A 16,130-nucleotide genomic window follows, 5' to 3' on the forward strand; every position below is an offset into this window, starting at 1 on the left:
ACGGGGTGGACGTCGAGGACGAGACGTTCTGCTGCAGCCACTGCGCACGGGAGACGACGGGGGGCGTCGATCACCGACAGCGTCGACGCCTGAGCCGACGCCGGATCACGGGTGCGAGCTCCCCGGGGGCCGGGGGCTGCGGTCAGCGGGCCTGAGCCTCGGCCGATCCCTGGGTGGGCGCCGTCGTCGTGGTCGGCGCCCTGAGGACCGCCAGCACGCGCGAGGCCTCGAACGGTCGGTCGGGCGTGGTGGTGGAGCGGATCTCCTGGACCAGATTCCTCGACAGCGTGCGCACGGGGACGTTGGCGTCGTTGGAGCCGCGTCGAAGGATGCTGAAGGCCTCGTCGTCGTCCACCTCGAGGGCCATGCCGACGAGGAACTTGGCCTGCTCGATGTCCCGCCGGCTGCGGGCCGCGGCGCGGATGGAGGAGTCGGCGCGCTCGGCGGCGAAGCGGTCGACGCTGCCGGTGAGGTCGAGGACGTAGCCGGCGAGCTCCACGGTCTCGCCGTCCTGGTCGCGGCGGCCCTCGCCGACGATCGAGACGACGTGCGGACCGCCGTGGGCGTCGATGATGCGGTGCACCGTGGAGAAGGGCTCCCCGGTGCGGCGTGCGTCGTCGAGGACGTCGCGGACCTGGTCGCGATCGTCCGGGTGCTTGTGGGCCAGCACCATGGCGGTGGTCGGGACGATCTCGCCGGGCTCGAAGCCGTGGATGCGATAGGTCTCGTCCGACCACCACCACTCCTCGGTGGCGAGGTCCACGCGGTATCGGCCCGTCGGGGTGCGGTCACCGAGGGCGAGGACGTTCTCCAGCGTCGATGTCTGTTGTGCGGTGTTCATCGGGTACTCCTCGTTCAGCGGCGCTGTCCGCCAGGTTCTCAAGCAGACATGCCCCCTTCGTTATCTGAACGTGACATACGCCGGTGCCTTCTGCGCGCGCTGGCGTAGGTCTTCACCGATTCCCCACGGTGGCGTCCGGGCAGGCCGTCTGGCCGGGCCTCTGGCGTCAGGGGCTGCCGATCGCTAATGTGCAGGGAACCGAACAAACCCGGTCCGGGGCGCCCGCCGCCCCGGAGGAAGCAACGAGGCTCCCGATGCCACACACGTCCCGCAGATCCGCCGTCCTGTCGACCCTCGCCGGGGCGACCACCGCCGTCGGGCTCGCCGCCGCCGCGCTCGCGGCCGCGCCGGCCGCCGCCGCACCCCCGGCCCCCGTCCCCGACGCCGGCTCCACGCACGACGCCGACGGCGCCAACGGCTACACGACGCTCGGCTACTTCCCGGGCTGGGCACCCGGCGACGCGCACGACTACGAGGTCGCCGACCTCGTGCGCACCGGTGCCGCCGCCGACCTCACCCACCTCACCTACGCCTTCGGCAACGTCACCAGCGACCTGGTGTGCGACATCAGCGACGATGTCGTGCCCGACGACGGCGTCGACCCCGGCCAGCCCGAGGGCGACCCCGAGAACGACTACCTCCGTCTCGTCGGCGCCGAGGACTCCGTGGACGGCGTCGCCGACGTCGAGGGACAGGCGCTCGCCGGCAACTTCAACCAGCTCCGCAAGCTCAAGGAGCTCTACCCCGACCTGAAGATCATGATCTCGCTGGGCGGGTGGACCTGGTCGGACAACTTCTCCGAGGCGGCTTCGACCGTTGCCGGACGCGAGCGGCTCGTCGAGTCCTGCCTCGACGTGTACCTCGACGGGAACCTGCCGGTGTACGGCGACCAGGGCGGCGACGGCGTCGCGGCCGGGATCTTCGACGGGTTCGACGTCGACTGGGAGTGGCCCGCCGCCACCGGTGAGCACCCGTCGCCGAACCCCGAGGTCGACCAGGAGAACTTCCTAGCCCTCATGGAGCTGTTCCGCGCCGAGCTCGACGAGCGGTCCGCCGCCGACGGCGAGGACTACCTGCTGACCGGGTTCGCGCCGGCCGGCTGGGCCCCGCGCACCAACGGAGGCTGGGTGGATCCCCGGCTCGCCGCCGTCGTCGACTTCCTCAACATCCAGGGCTACGACTACCACGGCACGTGGGTGGCGGACCGGACCGGCCACCAGGGCAACCTGCACACCTACTCCTGGCCGGACGCGCCCGACCAGGACGCCAACTGGGGCCTCGCGGCCGACGGGCTGCTCGGTGCCTACCGTGCCGCCGGGTACCGCGACGAGCAGATCGTGCTCGGCCTCGCCGCGTACGGACAGGGCTGGGAAGGCGTCGAGGACCCGACGCCGGGTGCCCCGGCGACCGGTGCCGCCGGGCTGAAGAACTACTCCGAGCTGCGGACCCTGGGCGAGGAGTACTACGACGCCGAGGCCGTGGCGTCCTACCGGTGGGACGGCGACCAGTGGTGGAGCCTCGACACCCCGACGTCCGTGACCGCCAAGGCCGAGTGGCTGGCGGAGAACGGGTTCGGCGGCGCCTACTTCTGGGACATCGCCGGCGACTACCGCAACGAGCTCGGCGGCACGCTGGCCGACACCTTCCGTGCCGCAGCTCCAGGGCCGCGCGTGGTGGGCGACGGGGCCGCGCCCTGGTACGCCTCGGGTGTCTACACCTCCGGCGACGTCGTCTCCCACAACGGCACCGAGTACGCGGCGAAGTGGTGGACCCGCAACCAGGAGCCGGGGACCGCTGCCAAGCGGGGCCCGTGGCGTGAGATCGGGGTGCACGGGGACAACCCCGTGGCCGCCGAGGAGTGCGGGGAGGCGTTCGACGCCTCCGCGACCTACACCTCCGGCGACGTCGTCTCGCGGGCCGGCGTGAACCACACCGCGATGTGGTGGACCCGCGGCGAGACGCCGGGCACGTCCGTCACCGGCGGGTGGGACGCAGGGGTGCCCTGCGTCTGACCCGCTCGGACGGTTCGACCGACCCGCCGAGGTGACCGACGTCGCAGCGGCGCAGATTTCGCAGATGCGTCCACGTTCGGTATCCTCGGTGGGCCGGTTCGTCCGGCGAGGTAGCGTGTCCGAGCGGCCGAAGGTGCAGCACTCGAAATGCTGTGTGGTTCATAGCCACCGTGGGTTCAAATCCCACCGCTACCGCCACCCGAAGGGCCCCACCCGCGAGATTCTGCGGCTGTGGGGCCCTTCGTCGTTGCCAGGTCACCGGAAACTCACCGCTTTCCCGGGACGACGTCGGTGGCCGCGGTGGCCTGTTCGATCAGCTGGTCGATGACGACCCGCAGATCCGGGGCCACATGGGTCCGCTTCACGTAGTGGCGCACGGTGGTGCCCTCGTCGGCGTGGCCGAGCAGCGCGGTTGCGTTGGCGATAGTGGTGTTGTTCGCGACCTGGGTGGCGACGGTGCGGCGGAAGTCGTGCGGGGTGACGACGACGGCGTTGCCCTCCTGCGCCTCACGGAGCTGGTCGCGGATCCGGCTGGGGGAGCGCGGCGTGCCCCGTGTCGAGGGGAACACCAGGCCGTCCGGTCCGCCGTCGAGGCCGAGATCCAGCGACTCGGTGATCGCCGCGACGACGAACGCCGGCAGGGTGATGGTCCGCCGCGAGGAGTCCGATTTCGGCTTGGTCTGACGCAGCAGCCGGCCCTCGGCACGGACGACGGTCCCGGTGACGGTGAGCGTCGGGACCTCTGCGTCGAGGTCGAGGTCTGCTTCCCGCAGTGCCAGGCACTCACCGATCCGCAGGCCGGTGCCGAGCATCGTGTCGACGATCTGCGGCAGCAGCGTGATGTTGCGACGGCCCCGGATCGCGGGCGGACGGTCCTCCCAGGCGCGGACGGCCTTGCGCAGCAGAGCGATGTCCTCGAGCCCGAGGGTGCGGACCTCGGCACGCTGGGGCTTGCGGACCGTCACGGCGTCACGAACCGGGTTGAACGACGCCGCCCCGTAGCGGACGCACATCATCATGACCTGTGACATGACGTTGCGCGCCTGCCGGGCGGTATCGAACTTCCGGGCGTTGACCAGCGCCATGAGCATGCGGTTCACGGCCACGGGCGTCACCTCACGCACCCGCAGCGCGTCGAAGGCGGGCCGGATCTCACGATCGAGCGTGCCGAGGTAGATCGTCAACGACTGCGGGGTGATCTGGCCCTCGGCCCGCTTCTCCGCGAGCCACTGGTCGAACACCGCCGCCATACGGGTATCGGGGTCGATAGCGGCACTTCCCGCCGTCGTCCCGTCATGGTTCATCCGGTGCAGCTTGTCCTCGAGCTGACGCTGCGCAGCGGCGCCCGACCTGCCCCGAGCCTCGACGGTCCGCAGGTTGCCGGCGAAGTCCCGGAACCGTGCGCGAGCCCGCCAGGAGCCCGGGGCGAGTTCGGTCCGGCTGATGTTCCCCCAGCGGCCCGGCTCGATCGGCTTGCGCGGCACGGCTCAGCCCGCCACACGGCTGTCGGTGACCCGGTCCAGCCAGGCCTCGACGTCGTCGGGGCGATAGCGCAGCCGGGCGCCCACCCGCAGCACGTTGGGTCCGCCGCCGCGGCTGGACCAGGCGTACACGCAATGCAGGGTCACCCCCAGGTAGTCGGCGAGCTCGTCCGGCGTCATCAGGCGCCGGCGGCGGGTGGTGGTCGGTGCGGTCTGGTTGCTCATCATGGTTCCTCCTACGTCGTTGTGGTGTGGTTGCTGATCGGCTCTTGCGTCGTGTCGGAATGCCGTCGGTAGGGTGTGGACCGCTACCGACCCAGGAGGCCAACGCATGGACGCGAACCCCCGGACCGATGAGCGGAGCGCACCGCCGGCGCGATGCTCCGAATACCCCGGCCCTGGCCTCGCCAGGAACCTGACGATGGGCGCGGCCTTCATCGGGCAGTTCGTCGTCGCATGCTTCTTCGCGTCGGATTGGCTGACGCATCTGGGCGAGAGGCTGGTAACGCCCGCAACGGGTTCGTTGATGCTGAGCGCCGCGACGCTGCTGGCCTTCCTGGGGATCTTCACGATGCAGTTCGTCTTCTTGGCGGGACAGCGGTGGCACCCGGTTCAAGTGACTATCCAGGCGACGATGCTGATGATCGTGGTGTGGTCGCTGGCAGCTATGACGGCCTAGCTGTTCGGCGTTCTACCCGACGCTGCGCCTTCCACTGCGCGTACTCGCGGGCCCGGGCGGCTGCGGCGTCGGCCAGGGCTTTGTCGCCGGGGTTGGTCCAGCCGGTGCCCTGGTAGGTCCAGGAGCCGACGACGAGCGTGGTTTCCTCGTCCTCGGCCAGCAGGCGGTTCTCGAGGTCGGCGGTGTCCATGGGCGTGCCGTCGCGGTCGGCATCGGCCTTGAGGCGCTGGAACCGCATCCGTGCCCGGCGCAGTCGTCCCAGCGGGATGGAGTAGCGGCGCGACTTGCTTGAGAAGTGCCCGCGGAAGCCGAGCATGTGGGCCCACTTCGCCAGGAGCCGGTACGGGCTGTCGGCACACTGCCCGCAGACGCAGCCGGCGTCGTCCTCGGGATCGGGGCCGGCGAGGCCACGGCAGGCGGTGGCGGCGCGCTCGGCCAGCCATCGGCATGTGCGGATGAGGCGCCGGTGGTGCGGTCGCGGGGCCGACGGGTCGGTGCCCGTGCCCTTGGTCGAGTACTTCGCGAGGTAGCCGGCCACCTGTTCGGGCCGGAGGTCGTCCGAGCCCTCGTCGTTCTCCGGCACGCCAGAGCGCACGCACCGCACGTCGAGCTGCTGACCGAAGCGCAGCACGCGCGGGACGTCCGCACCGTCGACCGGAGGTGCCGTGACGGAGACCGTCCGTGCAGCCTCTCGGACAGCCTCACCGAGCACCGCGCCGGGGAGGGGAGCGGCTGAGCCGGGGCCGTCAGGTCCGTCGAGGCGGATGAGGGCGTGGAAGTGCACGAGGCCGCGCACCTGGTACTCGGCGACCTTGGCGAACTGAACCGAGGCGATGTCGCGGAGCGCCGACTCTCGCACGCCCAGTGTCTCGGCGACCTGGCGGCGCATCGCGATGGTGAACCGCCGCCACAGTTCCGGGGCGTGCCACTGCCACACGACGGCGGACTTCCAGTCGTAGCAGGTCTCGCACAGCGGACCGCCGACGGCGGGGTCGTGCTCGGAGTGCTGCGCGGTGCAGGAGCGCGGGACGCCGTGCGGGCAGGTTCCTCGACCGTGAGGGCGGCAGCGACCGGCTCCACCGTTCTTGGAGCGGGTGCCGTGGACGTGCCCGAACGACGGCGCAGTGAGGGTGGCGAAGACGAGCGGGTTGTCCGCAACCTCGGCCGGGACGGTCTTGCCGCCCAGCAACCCGGCGCGGATCATCTCGAACGTGTCGCGGGCGTACACACGCGAGCAGGCCGGACAGACGGATTCGCGGCGGTTTCCGCAGGCCCGGTACAGGACGCCGAGCGGAGCATCGGCAGAGCTGAACTCGGCCAGCACCTCGCCCGTCGAAGCGTCGATGGTGGCCGACGAGCCCTTGAGTCGGACCGGGTGAGAGCAGAAGCCCACCCGAGCGGCAGCCTCGGAGAAGGCGCCGACGGAGCGGTCGCGCAGCCGGGACGTGATGCCGGCGACGGCGGCGGGGGAGAGGTTCCCGAGGTCGAGCGGGGCGTCCTGCCCGAACCCCGGGAACTCTCCCGTCGTAGTGTGCACGTCACTCACCGCGGGCCCCCGAGGCGGCTGGCTGGCGAGCAGCACGGGGCTTGCGAGGTGTCCGCACGCGAGGCGCGGGCCCGTTGCTCGCAGGCGGTGCGGCGTCGGTATTGGCGGACGCCGCGCCCGACGAGGCCGCGACCGGACCCATGTTCTCGTCGTCCATCGGGTCGGCGTCCGGAGCCTCGTCGACCTGGGGCGAGACCACCTCGAGCTCGTGCCGATCGGGCGCCGGATAGGTGTCGGCCACCATCCGGATGAACGTGTCCTCCCAGAAGTCGGCCCGCACCCGCTCCACGTGCCCGTCGTCGGCCACCACATATCCCGTGCCCGGGTGGGCTGGGCTGATCTGGTGAGCGGGAGCCAAGTCGGCCATGCCCTCGCCGAGCACCATCGACGTCTCGGACGCCGACCGCAGCCGTAGCGCGACGGTCTGTGTGAACAGCCCACGCATACCGACGGTCTCTTTGCGGGGATCTTGGACGAACGCTGCCACGACCACGCCGAGCGCACGCCCCTGGGTGAGGATGCGCCGCAGCAGGTCCGATGCCTCGCTCTGGACCTTTTTGGAGGCGTAGGCCGTCAGCACCGCGAGCTCGTCGATCATGAGTACGTGCACCGGGTCCCCGGGCGTGGGCTCGAAGTCCCGCGTCCGGCCGTACATCTGCCGCTGGCGGCGGTCGACGACGGCGAGCAGGTCTTGCAGGGCCTCGACGGCCCGGTCCTCTGAATCGCCCTGGGTTGGTTGGAGGCTCGTGACCTTGGAAACGAGGATGGAGCCATGCCGATGGAGCAGACGCCCGGGAAGCCGCAGACGCGGCGGTACTCGGATGATGAGAAGGCGGCCGCGGTGCGGATGGTGCGCACCCTGAGAGCCGAGCTGGGGACCGAGCACGGCACGGTGCAGCGGGTCGCGACGCAGCTGGGCTACGGGGTGGAGTCGGTGCGCCAATGGGTCAAGCAGGCTGACATCGATGACGGCCACACGCCCGGGGTCTCTACCGCGGAGGCACGGCGGATCAAGGAGCTCGAGCAGGAGAACCGCGAGTTGCGGCGAGCGAACGAGATCTTGAAGCGGGCTGCGAGTTTCTTCGGGGCGGAGCTCGACCGCCAACACAAGAGGTAGTCGCGTTCATCGACGCGAACCGCGACGACGTCGCGGGCGGGCTGCGGCTCACAGTCGAGTCCATCTGCACCGTGCTGCGCGCGGCAGGGGTGCAGGTGGCTGTGAGCACGTACTACGCGGCGAAGAAGCGCCCGGCCTCGGCGCGGGCGATCCGTGACGCCGAGCTGCGCCCGCGGTTGCGGGCGTTGTGGGACGACAACTACCGCGTCTACGGCGCGCGGAAGCTGTGGAAGGCCGCCCACCGGGCCGGGCTGGAGATCGGACGCGACCAGGTGGCCCGGTTGATGCGCGCCGAGGGCATCGAAGGAGCCCGCCGGACCAAGCGGGTGCGCACCACCAAGGCGGCCGAGGGCACCTCGCGGCATCCGGACCTGGTGGGTCGGGACTTCACCGCCACCGGGGCGGACCAGTTGTGGGTCACCGATCTGACCTACGTGCCGACCTGGGCCGGCATCGCCTACGTGTGCTTCATCATCGACGCCTACTCGCGCATGATCGTCGGCTGGAGGGTCGCGGCGCACATGCGCACCACGATGGTCCTCGACGCGATCGAGATGGCCCGCTGGTCCCGCGGCACCCGCCTGGCCGGACTGCGGTGCCACTCGGACGCCGGAGCTCAGTTCACGAGCATCCGCTACGGCGAACGCCTCGCCGAGATCGGCGCCACGCCGTCGATCGGGACCGTGGGCGACTCGTATGACAACGCCCTCGCCGAGACCGTGAACGGCTACTACAAGGCCGAGCTCATCCGCGGCCCGGCCCGATCGGGGCCGTGGAAGAGCGTCGAGGACGTCGAGCTCGCAACCCTCGGATGGGTCCACTGGCACAACACCGAGCGCCTGCACGGCTACCTCGGCGACGTCCCGCCCGCCGAGTTCGAAAACAGCCTCTACGCTACCCAGCAAGGGTCGAGGGCCCTGACCGAAATCAAATGACCAGAGCCTCCATCAGACCCAGGGCGATTCAGCTGCCCGACGCGACCGCAGTCATGGACCCCTTCCACGTGGTCCGCCTGGCCGGTGACGCGCTGGACCGCTGCAGGCGCAGGGTCCAGCTCGATCTGCACGGCCACCGTGGACGCGCGAACGATCCGCTCTACAAGGCGCGCCGGACCCTGCACACCGGCGCCGACCTGCTCACCGACAAGCAGAAGAACCGGCTGGAGGCGCTGTTCGCCACCGAGGAGCACGTGCCCGTCGAGGCGACCTGGGGCATCTACCAGCGCATGATCACCGCCTACCGCCACCCCGACCGCGCACACGGCCGTGCTCTCATGACCGCCGTGATCGACTCGGTGGCCCGCGGCGTTCCGGCGGCCCTGAGCGAGCTCGTCACCCTCGGCCGGACCCTCAAGAAGCGCGCCGCCGACGTGCTGGCGTTCTTCGACCTTCCCGGCTCGAGCAACGGACCGACGGAGGCGATCAACGGGCGCCTCGAACACCTACGCGGCTCCGCCCTCGGGTTCCGCAACCTGACCCACTACATCGCCCGCTCGCTCCTGGAAGCCGGCGGCTTCAGACCGCGACTACACCCTCAACTGCGTTGAGCCGGTTTGGTAGTGGCCACTGTTGAAGGTGAGTTTTCGGAGGATGACTGGGCGCAGAAAGTCCACGATGCCGAGGCCGCATTCTCTAGAGAACACACTCTCTGGCTTGCACGGCGCCAGAGTTCGCAGCATGCGTGATGCTTAACGTGCTGCCTTAATGACAGTAGTCCCTCGCAAACCTGGTCACCCCTCGTCCAGCGATCCGGAGATCACAGCGGACTCGGCTAACGTCAGACCGTAGAGGCGCTCCACTTCGAAGTCGAACCTCTGTCTCGCCAGGTCTGCAACGTGCATCTGCTGCGCTGTAGCGTGCTTGCTTCTGGCGTCTCTCACCGATACGGCGGTTTCTTGGGCCAGGGCGACGATCCGCTCCTGTTCTGAGGCGCTGGCGTTCGCGATTGGAAGCCTGATCAGGTTCCCGGTCCTCGCCTCAAACCAGCCTCCACGCCATGACCGAGAGAACAGCTTCAGAATCCAAGTGAGCAGTCGGGCGTTCAGGATTGCAGCCACGTAAGCGGACGAGAATGGCTGTATCGGATCCACGACAATGCCGTAGCCACCGGTCGACACGTTTACGAAGAACCGGCCCTTGCCGTCGTCCAGAGCTGACAGTGCCTCGATCATCGACGGGACCATGATCTTCGATCCGGACCAACGCTCCAGGTTCTGGCGCCGGGAGTGTGAGTACCAGTTCTCGTCGTCCCACGTGCCGGCCCTCGTGCGCAGGATGTTCTCATTGCTCCGCAGCCACTCGAGGGTCCGCGGGTACTCCCGTGCCAGCCTCTCCAGAGGCACCAAGGTCATCCTCTCCGCGTCGCCAACGAACTCGTAGGGCACGATCACGAGTTCCTCGTTGTCGGTCGCCCAGAAGGGTTGAATGCTCGACCGACCGGCCATTACTGGATGGATCAGACCTGGTTCAAGCTCTATTGCCGGGTCGCTGGCTCCGAGTGATTTCGGGCGGACCAGTCTCAGCTTTGGATCGGTAGGACTAGGTCCGAGGTCTTCCAGTCGGAACACCGAATCGGCGCCCGTTACAATTCCTTGGAAAACGGCTCCACCGGACACCGTGCCGAGAGTCGGGAAGTCTCGCGCAAGGCGATCCAGCAATGCCGACTCGGCCGGCAAAGTAAGGTCCCAAGATGCGTCTGACGTCTTCATTGATTGGTTCGTCGCGGTCCGCTTGGTGGACGCCAGTGCGCGCACTAGCTTGTTGGCGTCCGGTGGTGCTGCTACTCGGGTCAACGTCCAGTTCCGAGATGGCGACAGGGTCGCAGTGACGATCAACGTGTATGCCGACGCAGTGTTGAAGACGAGGCCCTCGCGGAAGTCCACGATTGATCGGATGTGGTGCCCGGATGTCAGCATTTGCCGCAGCGAAGAAGCGGAGTCTGTCTCGACGAATGTCCTCGTGGTGATGAAGCAGAGGACTCCTGACAGTCGGCTACCGGCAGCGGGTCGAAGTATCTCCAAGCCCCGCTCGATGAATACTGAGGATAGGTCAAAGGCAGAGTGTGCGGACTTGTACTTCGTCTCAATCAGTTGAGTTTGGAGACCGTGATATTCGCGCATGACCTGCACCCGCGTGTACGGCGGGTTACCGATCACGGCGTCGAATCCGCCATTCTCGTTGAAGATCGTTCCGAATCCCCGGATCGGGTCTTTCCAGTCGAAAGCATTGAGGTCCCGTTGCTCTTCGTGAGTCAAGGTCGCACCGGAGGGAATGTCGGCCGGAGATACTAGCGAGTTGCCGGAGCGAATATTATTGGACAGAGAGGGGAGCCGGGGACCGTCGAAGAGGCGCGTCTGCTGCGCTAGTGTCGCGGACGTCTCCTCCTCTAGAATTCGCAGGTACACGCTCATCTGGGCGACCTCAACGGCTTGCGGGTCAATGTCCGTTCCGTAGACGTTGTTGACTGCGATCTTGCCCTTAAAGTCGGACGTCAGCTTCCGGCGTCCATCAGTGCCAAGGTAGTGGCGCTCTTTGTGTTCGTCGGGATGTTCGGTGTAGTACGCCTCGTGCCACGCGATGAGGTGGTCGAGGACGCCGAGAAGGAACGAACCGGAACCCGATGCCGGGTCGACGAACCGCAGCTTGGAAACGTAGTCCGGCTTGCGGCCTTCGAGGAGGGGGTTGAGGACGGTCGAGACCATGTGCTCGACGACCCATCGGGGTGTGTAGTAGACGCCTCCGGCATGCTGCACTTCCGGCTTCTTGATCAATCGGGCCGCAGCCCCGTCGACCGCGAATTCCTTGCCCAAGAAGTGCTCGTACACCTTGCCGAGGAAGTCGGCGCGGAATGCGTCGAAGCGGAACGGCGAGCCGTCGACCGCATACAGGCCTGCGATAATCCGGGAGATCATCCCATCCGAGACCTCGAGTTTCTCGGACCAGTGTTCCGCGAAGAGCTGGCCGTTGTAGACCACATCCAGTCGTCGGAACTCGGTAGTGAGTTGGCGGTATGAGTCGGTCAGCCGTGCGAACTTGCGCAGGAGGACTTTCGGCTCGATGTCTCGGTCCTCGACCACACGGATGAACACGAGCCGGTCGAGGATCCGCTGCGTTGCCTCGTCGAGTTGGAAATCCTCGAGGTCCGGGTGACGTCGGAGCAGGTCGTTGCCGAGGTCCTGACGCCACGCTTCCAGGTCGGCTAGGAAGGCATCCCCGACTGTGATCGCACCACGGACTCGAGTAGCGCGCGCCTTGCGTTCCGCTTCACCGGCGACTACTGCTTCACGAGACAGCAGTCCCCAGATCGCGTCCCAGTTCGCCGAGTAGTCCTCGCACGTGAGGTCAAAGCCGGGAAGAAGGCCGACGGAGGGCCTGTCGCGGTCGGGACGAACCGTGGTCGCGAAAACCCTCAGTCTGGCGAAGTTCGTCAGAACAGAGAAGGCGAGCTCCCTGGACCACGCGTAGGACTTCAACTGGAAGACGGCGTCGGCGCGGGTGAGCGGGATCGAAGGCCGCTTCGCCTCGACGTAGAACTGGAGCCTTCCTCCGATCTGGAAGGAGTAGTCGGGGACCAAGGTGTGCTCGGCCCGGAGGTCGAGGTCGTCCTGGCTGAGGTCGTCGTCCCACGCAGCGTCACCGGCGATCTGTGCGACGACGCTGTGTCGAGGGTGGAACGTCACCTCCCTGTCCGGGCCTGCGTACGTGACGTTCCAACCGAGGGCCTCGAAGAAGCGGTCGATGAACGAGGTTCGGGTACTAGTCTCGTCGAACTCCGACGACCGGAAGTAGGTCTCGTTTTCCTTGTACTCCGCGACCAGGGCCTCGACCTTCGCCTGGCCCTCCTTCTTCGATGACGCCGCTGGCACTGTCTCCTCCTCGCACTGGGGTGATCGGGACGCTACCAGCGGCGGCGGAATCCGGGGCCTCTGACACGACGGCGGCACACTGGCTCAGCGTGAGCGTGCGTGCCCGTGTGAGGACTTTCCTTACTGACTCAAGGCGCGGCTCCGCCGCGCTGGCCCACGGCGGGCGGCGCAGCGGGGCCCCGCGCTCCGCTCGCAGGCTCGCTGCGCGCACCCCGCGGCTCTGCCCACCGAACGTCCGATCGCAACCGTGCCCGCGTCCGTCAAGCTGGACTCGTCTTCGGTCACGGATCACGTCGCTTCGGCTTTCGCTCCGTCGCTCGCCCGGTCGTCATCCTTGCGAAGCCAGTCGCGACGCACCTGGTGGGTCCGAAGGATCATGAGCCAGGCAATGATGGGGGCTGTCACCACGAAGAGCAGTCCGAAGACCCAAGTCTTGTCTTGCGGGTTGTAGACGTCTTCACCGCCCGGGGCCATGACTACTGGGTCAACTGCCACACCGGTCTCCTGCGGTTGGGGGTCGCCGAAGCCGCTCGAGAACTGGACGCCCAGTACGTCGCTCTCGCCGTCGCCGGAAACGAAGTCCCCATACCAGTTGCAGCCTCGCGTGTTGCAGGTCTTCTCTTGGGGGATGAAGATCCCCTCGGTGCCCGCGTGTGTAGCCTGCCAGCTGTCGAGGGTCCAGAAGATGCCGACGCCGAGCCAAAGGCCGCTGACGGTGAGCGAGAAGGCCCAGGCCGGGACGATGACCAACCAGAACGAGACGATCCGACGACGTTGTGGGAGGGAAGGCACGCCGCGAGTGTACGTAGCGCTGCGAAGGAACCTGCTCCCTGGCGGACGTCATCAGCCCGGGTGCGTTTCGGCCCCGCACCGACCGCCGAGCATCCGGCCGACTCCAGCCCGCGTCAAGGGCGCCTACGGCGTCGCTGCGCGATGGCCTGCGGCCACCCTCGACCCGGGCCTCCGCCGACCTCTGGTGCTCCGCTATCGGTACGGCGCCTCGGAGTGTCCCCGTCCGGAGTGGCGCTGAGAGGTCTCCGGTTTGCCTCCGCTTTCGTCGCCGGACCGGTCCCCACGGGTGCAAGATCGTCCAACGGTCGGCACCGCGAAAGGCCAGGTCAGGTGCCAAAACCACCCAGCCGAGCAGTGCCAGCCAACTCGCCGCTCTCAAGCCCACCGCTACCGCCACCCGAAGGGCCCCCACCCGCAAGATTCTGCGGCTGTGGGGCCCTTCGTTGTTGGGCTGCCTGTACAGCCAGTGCGCGGCTGGCCGCCATAGCGTCTTTCGGCTCGTCTCCACGTGAGGATCGCGTTGTCGTCCACGGTACGGGGCGGACGTGAAGCGCGGCCGGGGGGGGGGGGGGGGGGCTATGCGAGTTGCAAGACAGATCCTCTCGACCCGCATACTTTTTCTCCAGGCGGGTCAGGCTCCAGTGGAGCAAGCCGGTTGCTTCGGCCGGAGGAGCGACAGCACCACCATGACGCCGGCGAGGGCGTGCGCCGCGGGGCTCAACGCTCCCTCGCGGACTAACGCCAGTGGCAGCGGCTCGGGGCTCGCTCTTTCCATCAATCCGACACGGTTGTCGAAAGTCGAAGCGAGCGCGCTGTATGGGAAGTCGGCAGAGACCATCGCGTAGGTCGAGAGCGCGATCAGCGCAACGGTGGCCATCCAGATCGGCAGTTGGTGCCGTCGACGGGTTGCAGAGGTGTGAGCGCGCCAGGCGAGGAAGAAGGCGAGCGCCGACACGATCGCGACACCTACCGCGGACCCCAGGGGTGGTGCCGGCGGCACGATGGCGACGACGGAGGCGCTCCAGTCGAGCGCCGCGCCCGTGACGATAGTCTTGGCGTGCAGATTCAGATAGCCCACCACGACGAGGTAGGCCACCACCACGATCACAGGGACGAGTGCTTTCAGGCCGAGGGCCACCGCCGCAGTACTGCTGCGCTCCGAATTTGTCACCCGATCCTGCCCCTTCCATGCACGCGAAGACACGCTGTCGAACGTATCGGCCGTGGTAGGCGGGGGCAACGCGGGCGACCTCGCGCCCCTCGGTCTCAGGACCGGGTTGTCCGCTGCCGGCCTACCTCCCCTCGAGGCGGCCTCGTCCTGCTCTGGGGAACGGTCGTGTGGTCGCTGGCAGGCAACCTGATCGTCTCCCATCGAGTCGGCCGAGGGCGACACCGACGGTGATGGTGCGCAAGAAGGTTCCATCATCCGCGGCGGGTCGCCCGATTCTGGCCGCTTCGCAGGTCCGTTGCGACACCTCCTGATGTCGGGCGAGCTCAGCTCGAGGTGACGAGAACGCGTTGTGCGACCTGGCATCGGAACGGGTCGCCGCCGAGATAGATCTCACGCGGCGACCCGAGCGGACGGTACGGGTCGCTGGCGGCGGCCTCTCGTGCCGCGTCGAAGAAGCGGAGGATCGTGGGGAACTGCACCTCGCCGAGCGGGACGTCGAGGTAGAGCTCTGTTCCCTCCGGTTCGACGCCGTCGGCCGCGGCGCTGTCGACCACCGGCACGCGGACCTCGATCGGCCCGTCCGACTCCCAGCTCACCTCGCCGTGGTACAGAACCACGAGCGGCTGAGACCGGTCGACGTTCGCCCCGGCGCGGTGGACGAGCGCGGCGGCGGTTCGCTCGATGTGCGAGGGAAGATCGGCGGCAGTCGTCCGCAGGGTGCGCGCGACGAACGCCCAGGAGCTGACCACGCGGCTCAGCGCCTGCGGCATCGTCTCGGACGGGTCCTCGTCCGCGAGGTTGCCGGCCAGGCTGTCCAGCAGGGCGACGGCGCGTTGATGGGCACGAGTCGTCTCCACCCGGTACGCCTCGATGGCTTCGCGTCGCTGTTCCCCTGTGGAGTCGAGCACCGCCCCGATCCGTTCCAGCGGCATCCCGACGCGGCGGAGCAGAGCGATCGTCCGCGCACGCTCGGCCTGGGAACGGCTGTAGTAGCGGTAGCCGGTGAACTCGTCGACGAGATCCGGCGGGAGGAGACCTCGCCGCTCGTACAGGCGCAGCGCCTTCGGCGACAGCCACGTCAGACGGCTGAACTCCCCGATCGACAGCCTGGCGGTCTCGCTCACCTCAGCAAGTATGCGACGTCGACCACCCACTTGCTGCGATCGGGTTCGGTCTGCGGGTCGGTGAGGAACTGCTCGGTCCTCGCCTCCCAGTGGATCCCGTCGGCTCGTTCGTCGATCGCCAGGTCCAGCCCTTGGGCGTTGGCCCACTGCCACATCTCGCCGTGCACGCGACCCAACACGTCAGGGCCGCCTTCCGGGCGCGCGACGAGATAGCGGCCGGCGGGGAGGGCGCCGGTCTCGAAGCCCTCGCCGATCTCGAGACGTGCGGACACTGGGATCGCGACGGTGACGTCCATCGGGTCGGCGACCGTCTGCATCCGGTGGTACTGGTAGATCGGGCCGCCCTCCGGAATCCCACCTGCCGCGGCGAGCGCGGCGTAGATCTGCGGGACGAGTGCGTTCACACGATCCCAGTGAGCGAGCTCGCCGACGGTGGACACGCCGACCCACGGGCGCCCAGGGCGCTCTTCGACGGTGAATGTGGTCATGGGTCTTCTCCCTCC

At 68.2% G+C, this 16,130-nt stretch carries 13 protein-coding genes, 1 tRNA gene and 1 pseudogene; 5 read left to right on the forward strand and 10 right to left on the reverse strand.

From position 1 onward, the window contains the following. Positions 1-142 precede the first annotated feature (142 nt). Positions 143-841, reverse strand: coding sequence for a PAS and ANTAR domain-containing protein (locus AC3RJ8_RS02000; protein ID WP_489714297.1), 699 nt, complete (start codon positions 839-841; stop codon positions 143-145). 254 nt (positions 842-1,095) lie between these two features. Between AC3RJ8_RS02000 and AC3RJ8_RS02005 the strand changes: the two genes are divergently transcribed. Then, on the forward strand, positions 1,096-2,853 hold the full coding sequence (locus tag AC3RJ8_RS02005) for a glycosyl hydrolase family 18 protein (protein WP_489714298.1): 1,758 nt from the start codon (positions 1,096-1,098) through the stop codon (positions 2,851-2,853). A 109-nt stretch (positions 2,854-2,962) separates the two neighbouring features. Beyond that, a tRNA-Ser gene (locus AC3RJ8_RS02010) sits at positions 2,963-3,051 on the forward strand. 68 nt (positions 3,052-3,119) lie between these two features. Here the strand turns inward: AC3RJ8_RS02010 and AC3RJ8_RS02015 are convergent. Together AC3RJ8_RS02015 and AC3RJ8_RS02020 are read right to left on the reverse strand one after the other, a co-directional pair. Then, a complete protein-coding gene (locus tag AC3RJ8_RS02015; RefSeq protein WP_489714299.1) occupies positions 3,120-4,337 on the reverse strand; it encodes a site-specific integrase in 1,218 nt (405 codons plus the stop codon). A gap of 3 nt (positions 4,338-4,340) precedes the next feature. After that, positions 4,341-4,562 (reverse strand): helix-turn-helix domain-containing protein, encoded by a 222-nt coding sequence (locus tag AC3RJ8_RS02020; protein ID WP_489714300.1) that lies wholly within the window; start codon positions 4,560-4,562, stop codon positions 4,341-4,343. Between the two features lie 103 nt (positions 4,563-4,665). Here AC3RJ8_RS02020 and AC3RJ8_RS02025 point away from each other — a divergent pair, with 103 nt between their 5' ends. Continuing rightward, positions 4,666-5,013 (forward strand): hypothetical protein, encoded by a 348-nt coding sequence (locus AC3RJ8_RS02025; RefSeq protein WP_489714301.1) that lies wholly within the window; start codon positions 4,666-4,668, stop codon positions 5,011-5,013. Here the strand turns inward: AC3RJ8_RS02025 and AC3RJ8_RS02030 are convergent. Together AC3RJ8_RS02030 and AC3RJ8_RS02035 are read right to left on the reverse strand one after the other, a co-directional pair. Beyond that, positions 5,000-6,550, reverse strand: coding sequence for a replication initiator (locus AC3RJ8_RS02030; RefSeq protein ID WP_489714302.1), 1,551 nt, complete (start codon positions 6,548-6,550; stop codon positions 5,000-5,002). The genes AC3RJ8_RS02025 and AC3RJ8_RS02030 overlap by 14 nt on opposite strands. 1 nt (position 6,551) lies before the next feature. Further along, positions 6,552-7,214, reverse strand: coding sequence for a hypothetical protein (locus tag AC3RJ8_RS02035; protein WP_489714303.1), 663 nt, complete (start codon positions 7,212-7,214; stop codon positions 6,552-6,554). A gap of 117 nt (positions 7,215-7,331) precedes the next feature. On the opposite strand from AC3RJ8_RS02035, the gene AC3RJ8_RS02040 reads away from it, so the two are divergent. Next, a protein-coding gene (locus tag AC3RJ8_RS02040) for an IS3 family transposase (RefSeq protein ID WP_489714304.1) occupies positions 7,332-8,611 on the forward strand; the annotation gives its coding sequence in 2 pieces (ribosomal slippage) (positions 7,332-7,635 and positions 7,635-8,611; 1,281 coding nt in all). 23 nt (positions 8,612-8,634) lie between these two features. Continuing rightward, positions 8,635-9,222 (forward strand): annotated as a pseudogene (locus tag AC3RJ8_RS02045) (transposase); the annotation flags it as partial. Positions 9,223-9,405: 183 nt separating this feature from the next. On the opposite strand, the gene AC3RJ8_RS02050 reads toward AC3RJ8_RS02045, so the two are convergent. The 5 genes from AC3RJ8_RS02050 to AC3RJ8_RS02070 all read right to left on the reverse strand — a co-directional run bounded on the left by AC3RJ8_RS02050 (position 9,406) and on the right by AC3RJ8_RS02070 (position 16,115). Then, entirely contained in the window at positions 9,406-12,540 is a 3,135-nt protein-coding gene (locus AC3RJ8_RS02050; RefSeq protein WP_489714305.1) for an Eco57I restriction-modification methylase domain-containing protein, read from the reverse strand. 288 nt (positions 12,541-12,828) lie between these two features. Then, a complete protein-coding gene (locus AC3RJ8_RS02055; RefSeq protein ID WP_489714306.1) occupies positions 12,829-13,332 on the reverse strand; it encodes a hypothetical protein in 504 nt (167 codons plus the stop codon). A 631-nt stretch (positions 13,333-13,963) separates the two neighbouring features. After that, on the reverse strand, positions 13,964-14,536 hold the full coding sequence (locus AC3RJ8_RS02060; protein ID WP_489714307.1) for a hypothetical protein: 573 nt from the start codon (positions 14,534-14,536) through the stop codon (positions 13,964-13,966). A gap of 290 nt (positions 14,537-14,826) precedes the next feature. After that, positions 14,827-15,627 (reverse strand): MerR family transcriptional regulator, encoded by an 801-nt coding sequence (locus tag AC3RJ8_RS02065; RefSeq protein WP_489714308.1) that lies wholly within the window; start codon positions 15,625-15,627, stop codon positions 14,827-14,829. Further along, the gene (locus tag AC3RJ8_RS02070; protein WP_489714309.1) at positions 15,624-16,115 is read right to left on the reverse strand and encodes a GyrI-like domain-containing protein; all 492 of its coding nucleotides are present in this window, start codon (positions 16,113-16,115) and stop codon (positions 15,624-15,626) included. Before AC3RJ8_RS02070 ends, AC3RJ8_RS02065 begins: the two co-directional genes overlap by 4 nt. Positions 16,116-16,130 lie beyond the last annotated feature (15 nt).

It is taken from the genome of Isoptericola sp. MSGPD8_1_ISO-PGPR-S23-394 (assembly GCF_058072785.1).

Bases quoted from the DNA above. Each gene is read 5' to 3' on its own strand.
- AC3RJ8_RS02000 (WP_489714297.1), bottom strand. From the start codon at position 841: ATGAACACCGCACAACAGACATCGACGCTGGAGAACGTCCTCGCCCTC.
- AC3RJ8_RS02005 (WP_489714298.1), top strand. From the start codon at position 1,096: ATGCCACACACGTCCCGCAGATCCGCCGTCCTGTCGACCCTCGCCGGG.
- AC3RJ8_RS02020 (WP_489714300.1), bottom strand. From the start codon at position 4,562: ATGATGAGCAACCAGACCGCACCGACCACCACCCGCCGCCGGCGCCTG.
- AC3RJ8_RS02025 (WP_489714301.1), top strand. From the start codon at position 4,666: ATGGACGCGAACCCCCGGACCGATGAGCGGAGCGCACCGCCGGCGCGA.
- AC3RJ8_RS02035 (WP_489714303.1), bottom strand. From the start codon at position 7,214: ATGTACGGCCGGACGCGGGACTTCGAGCCCACGCCCGGGGACCCGGTG.
- AC3RJ8_RS02070 (WP_489714309.1), bottom strand. From the start codon at position 16,115: ATGACCACATTCACCGTCGAAGAGCGCCCTGGGCGCCCGTGGGTCGGC.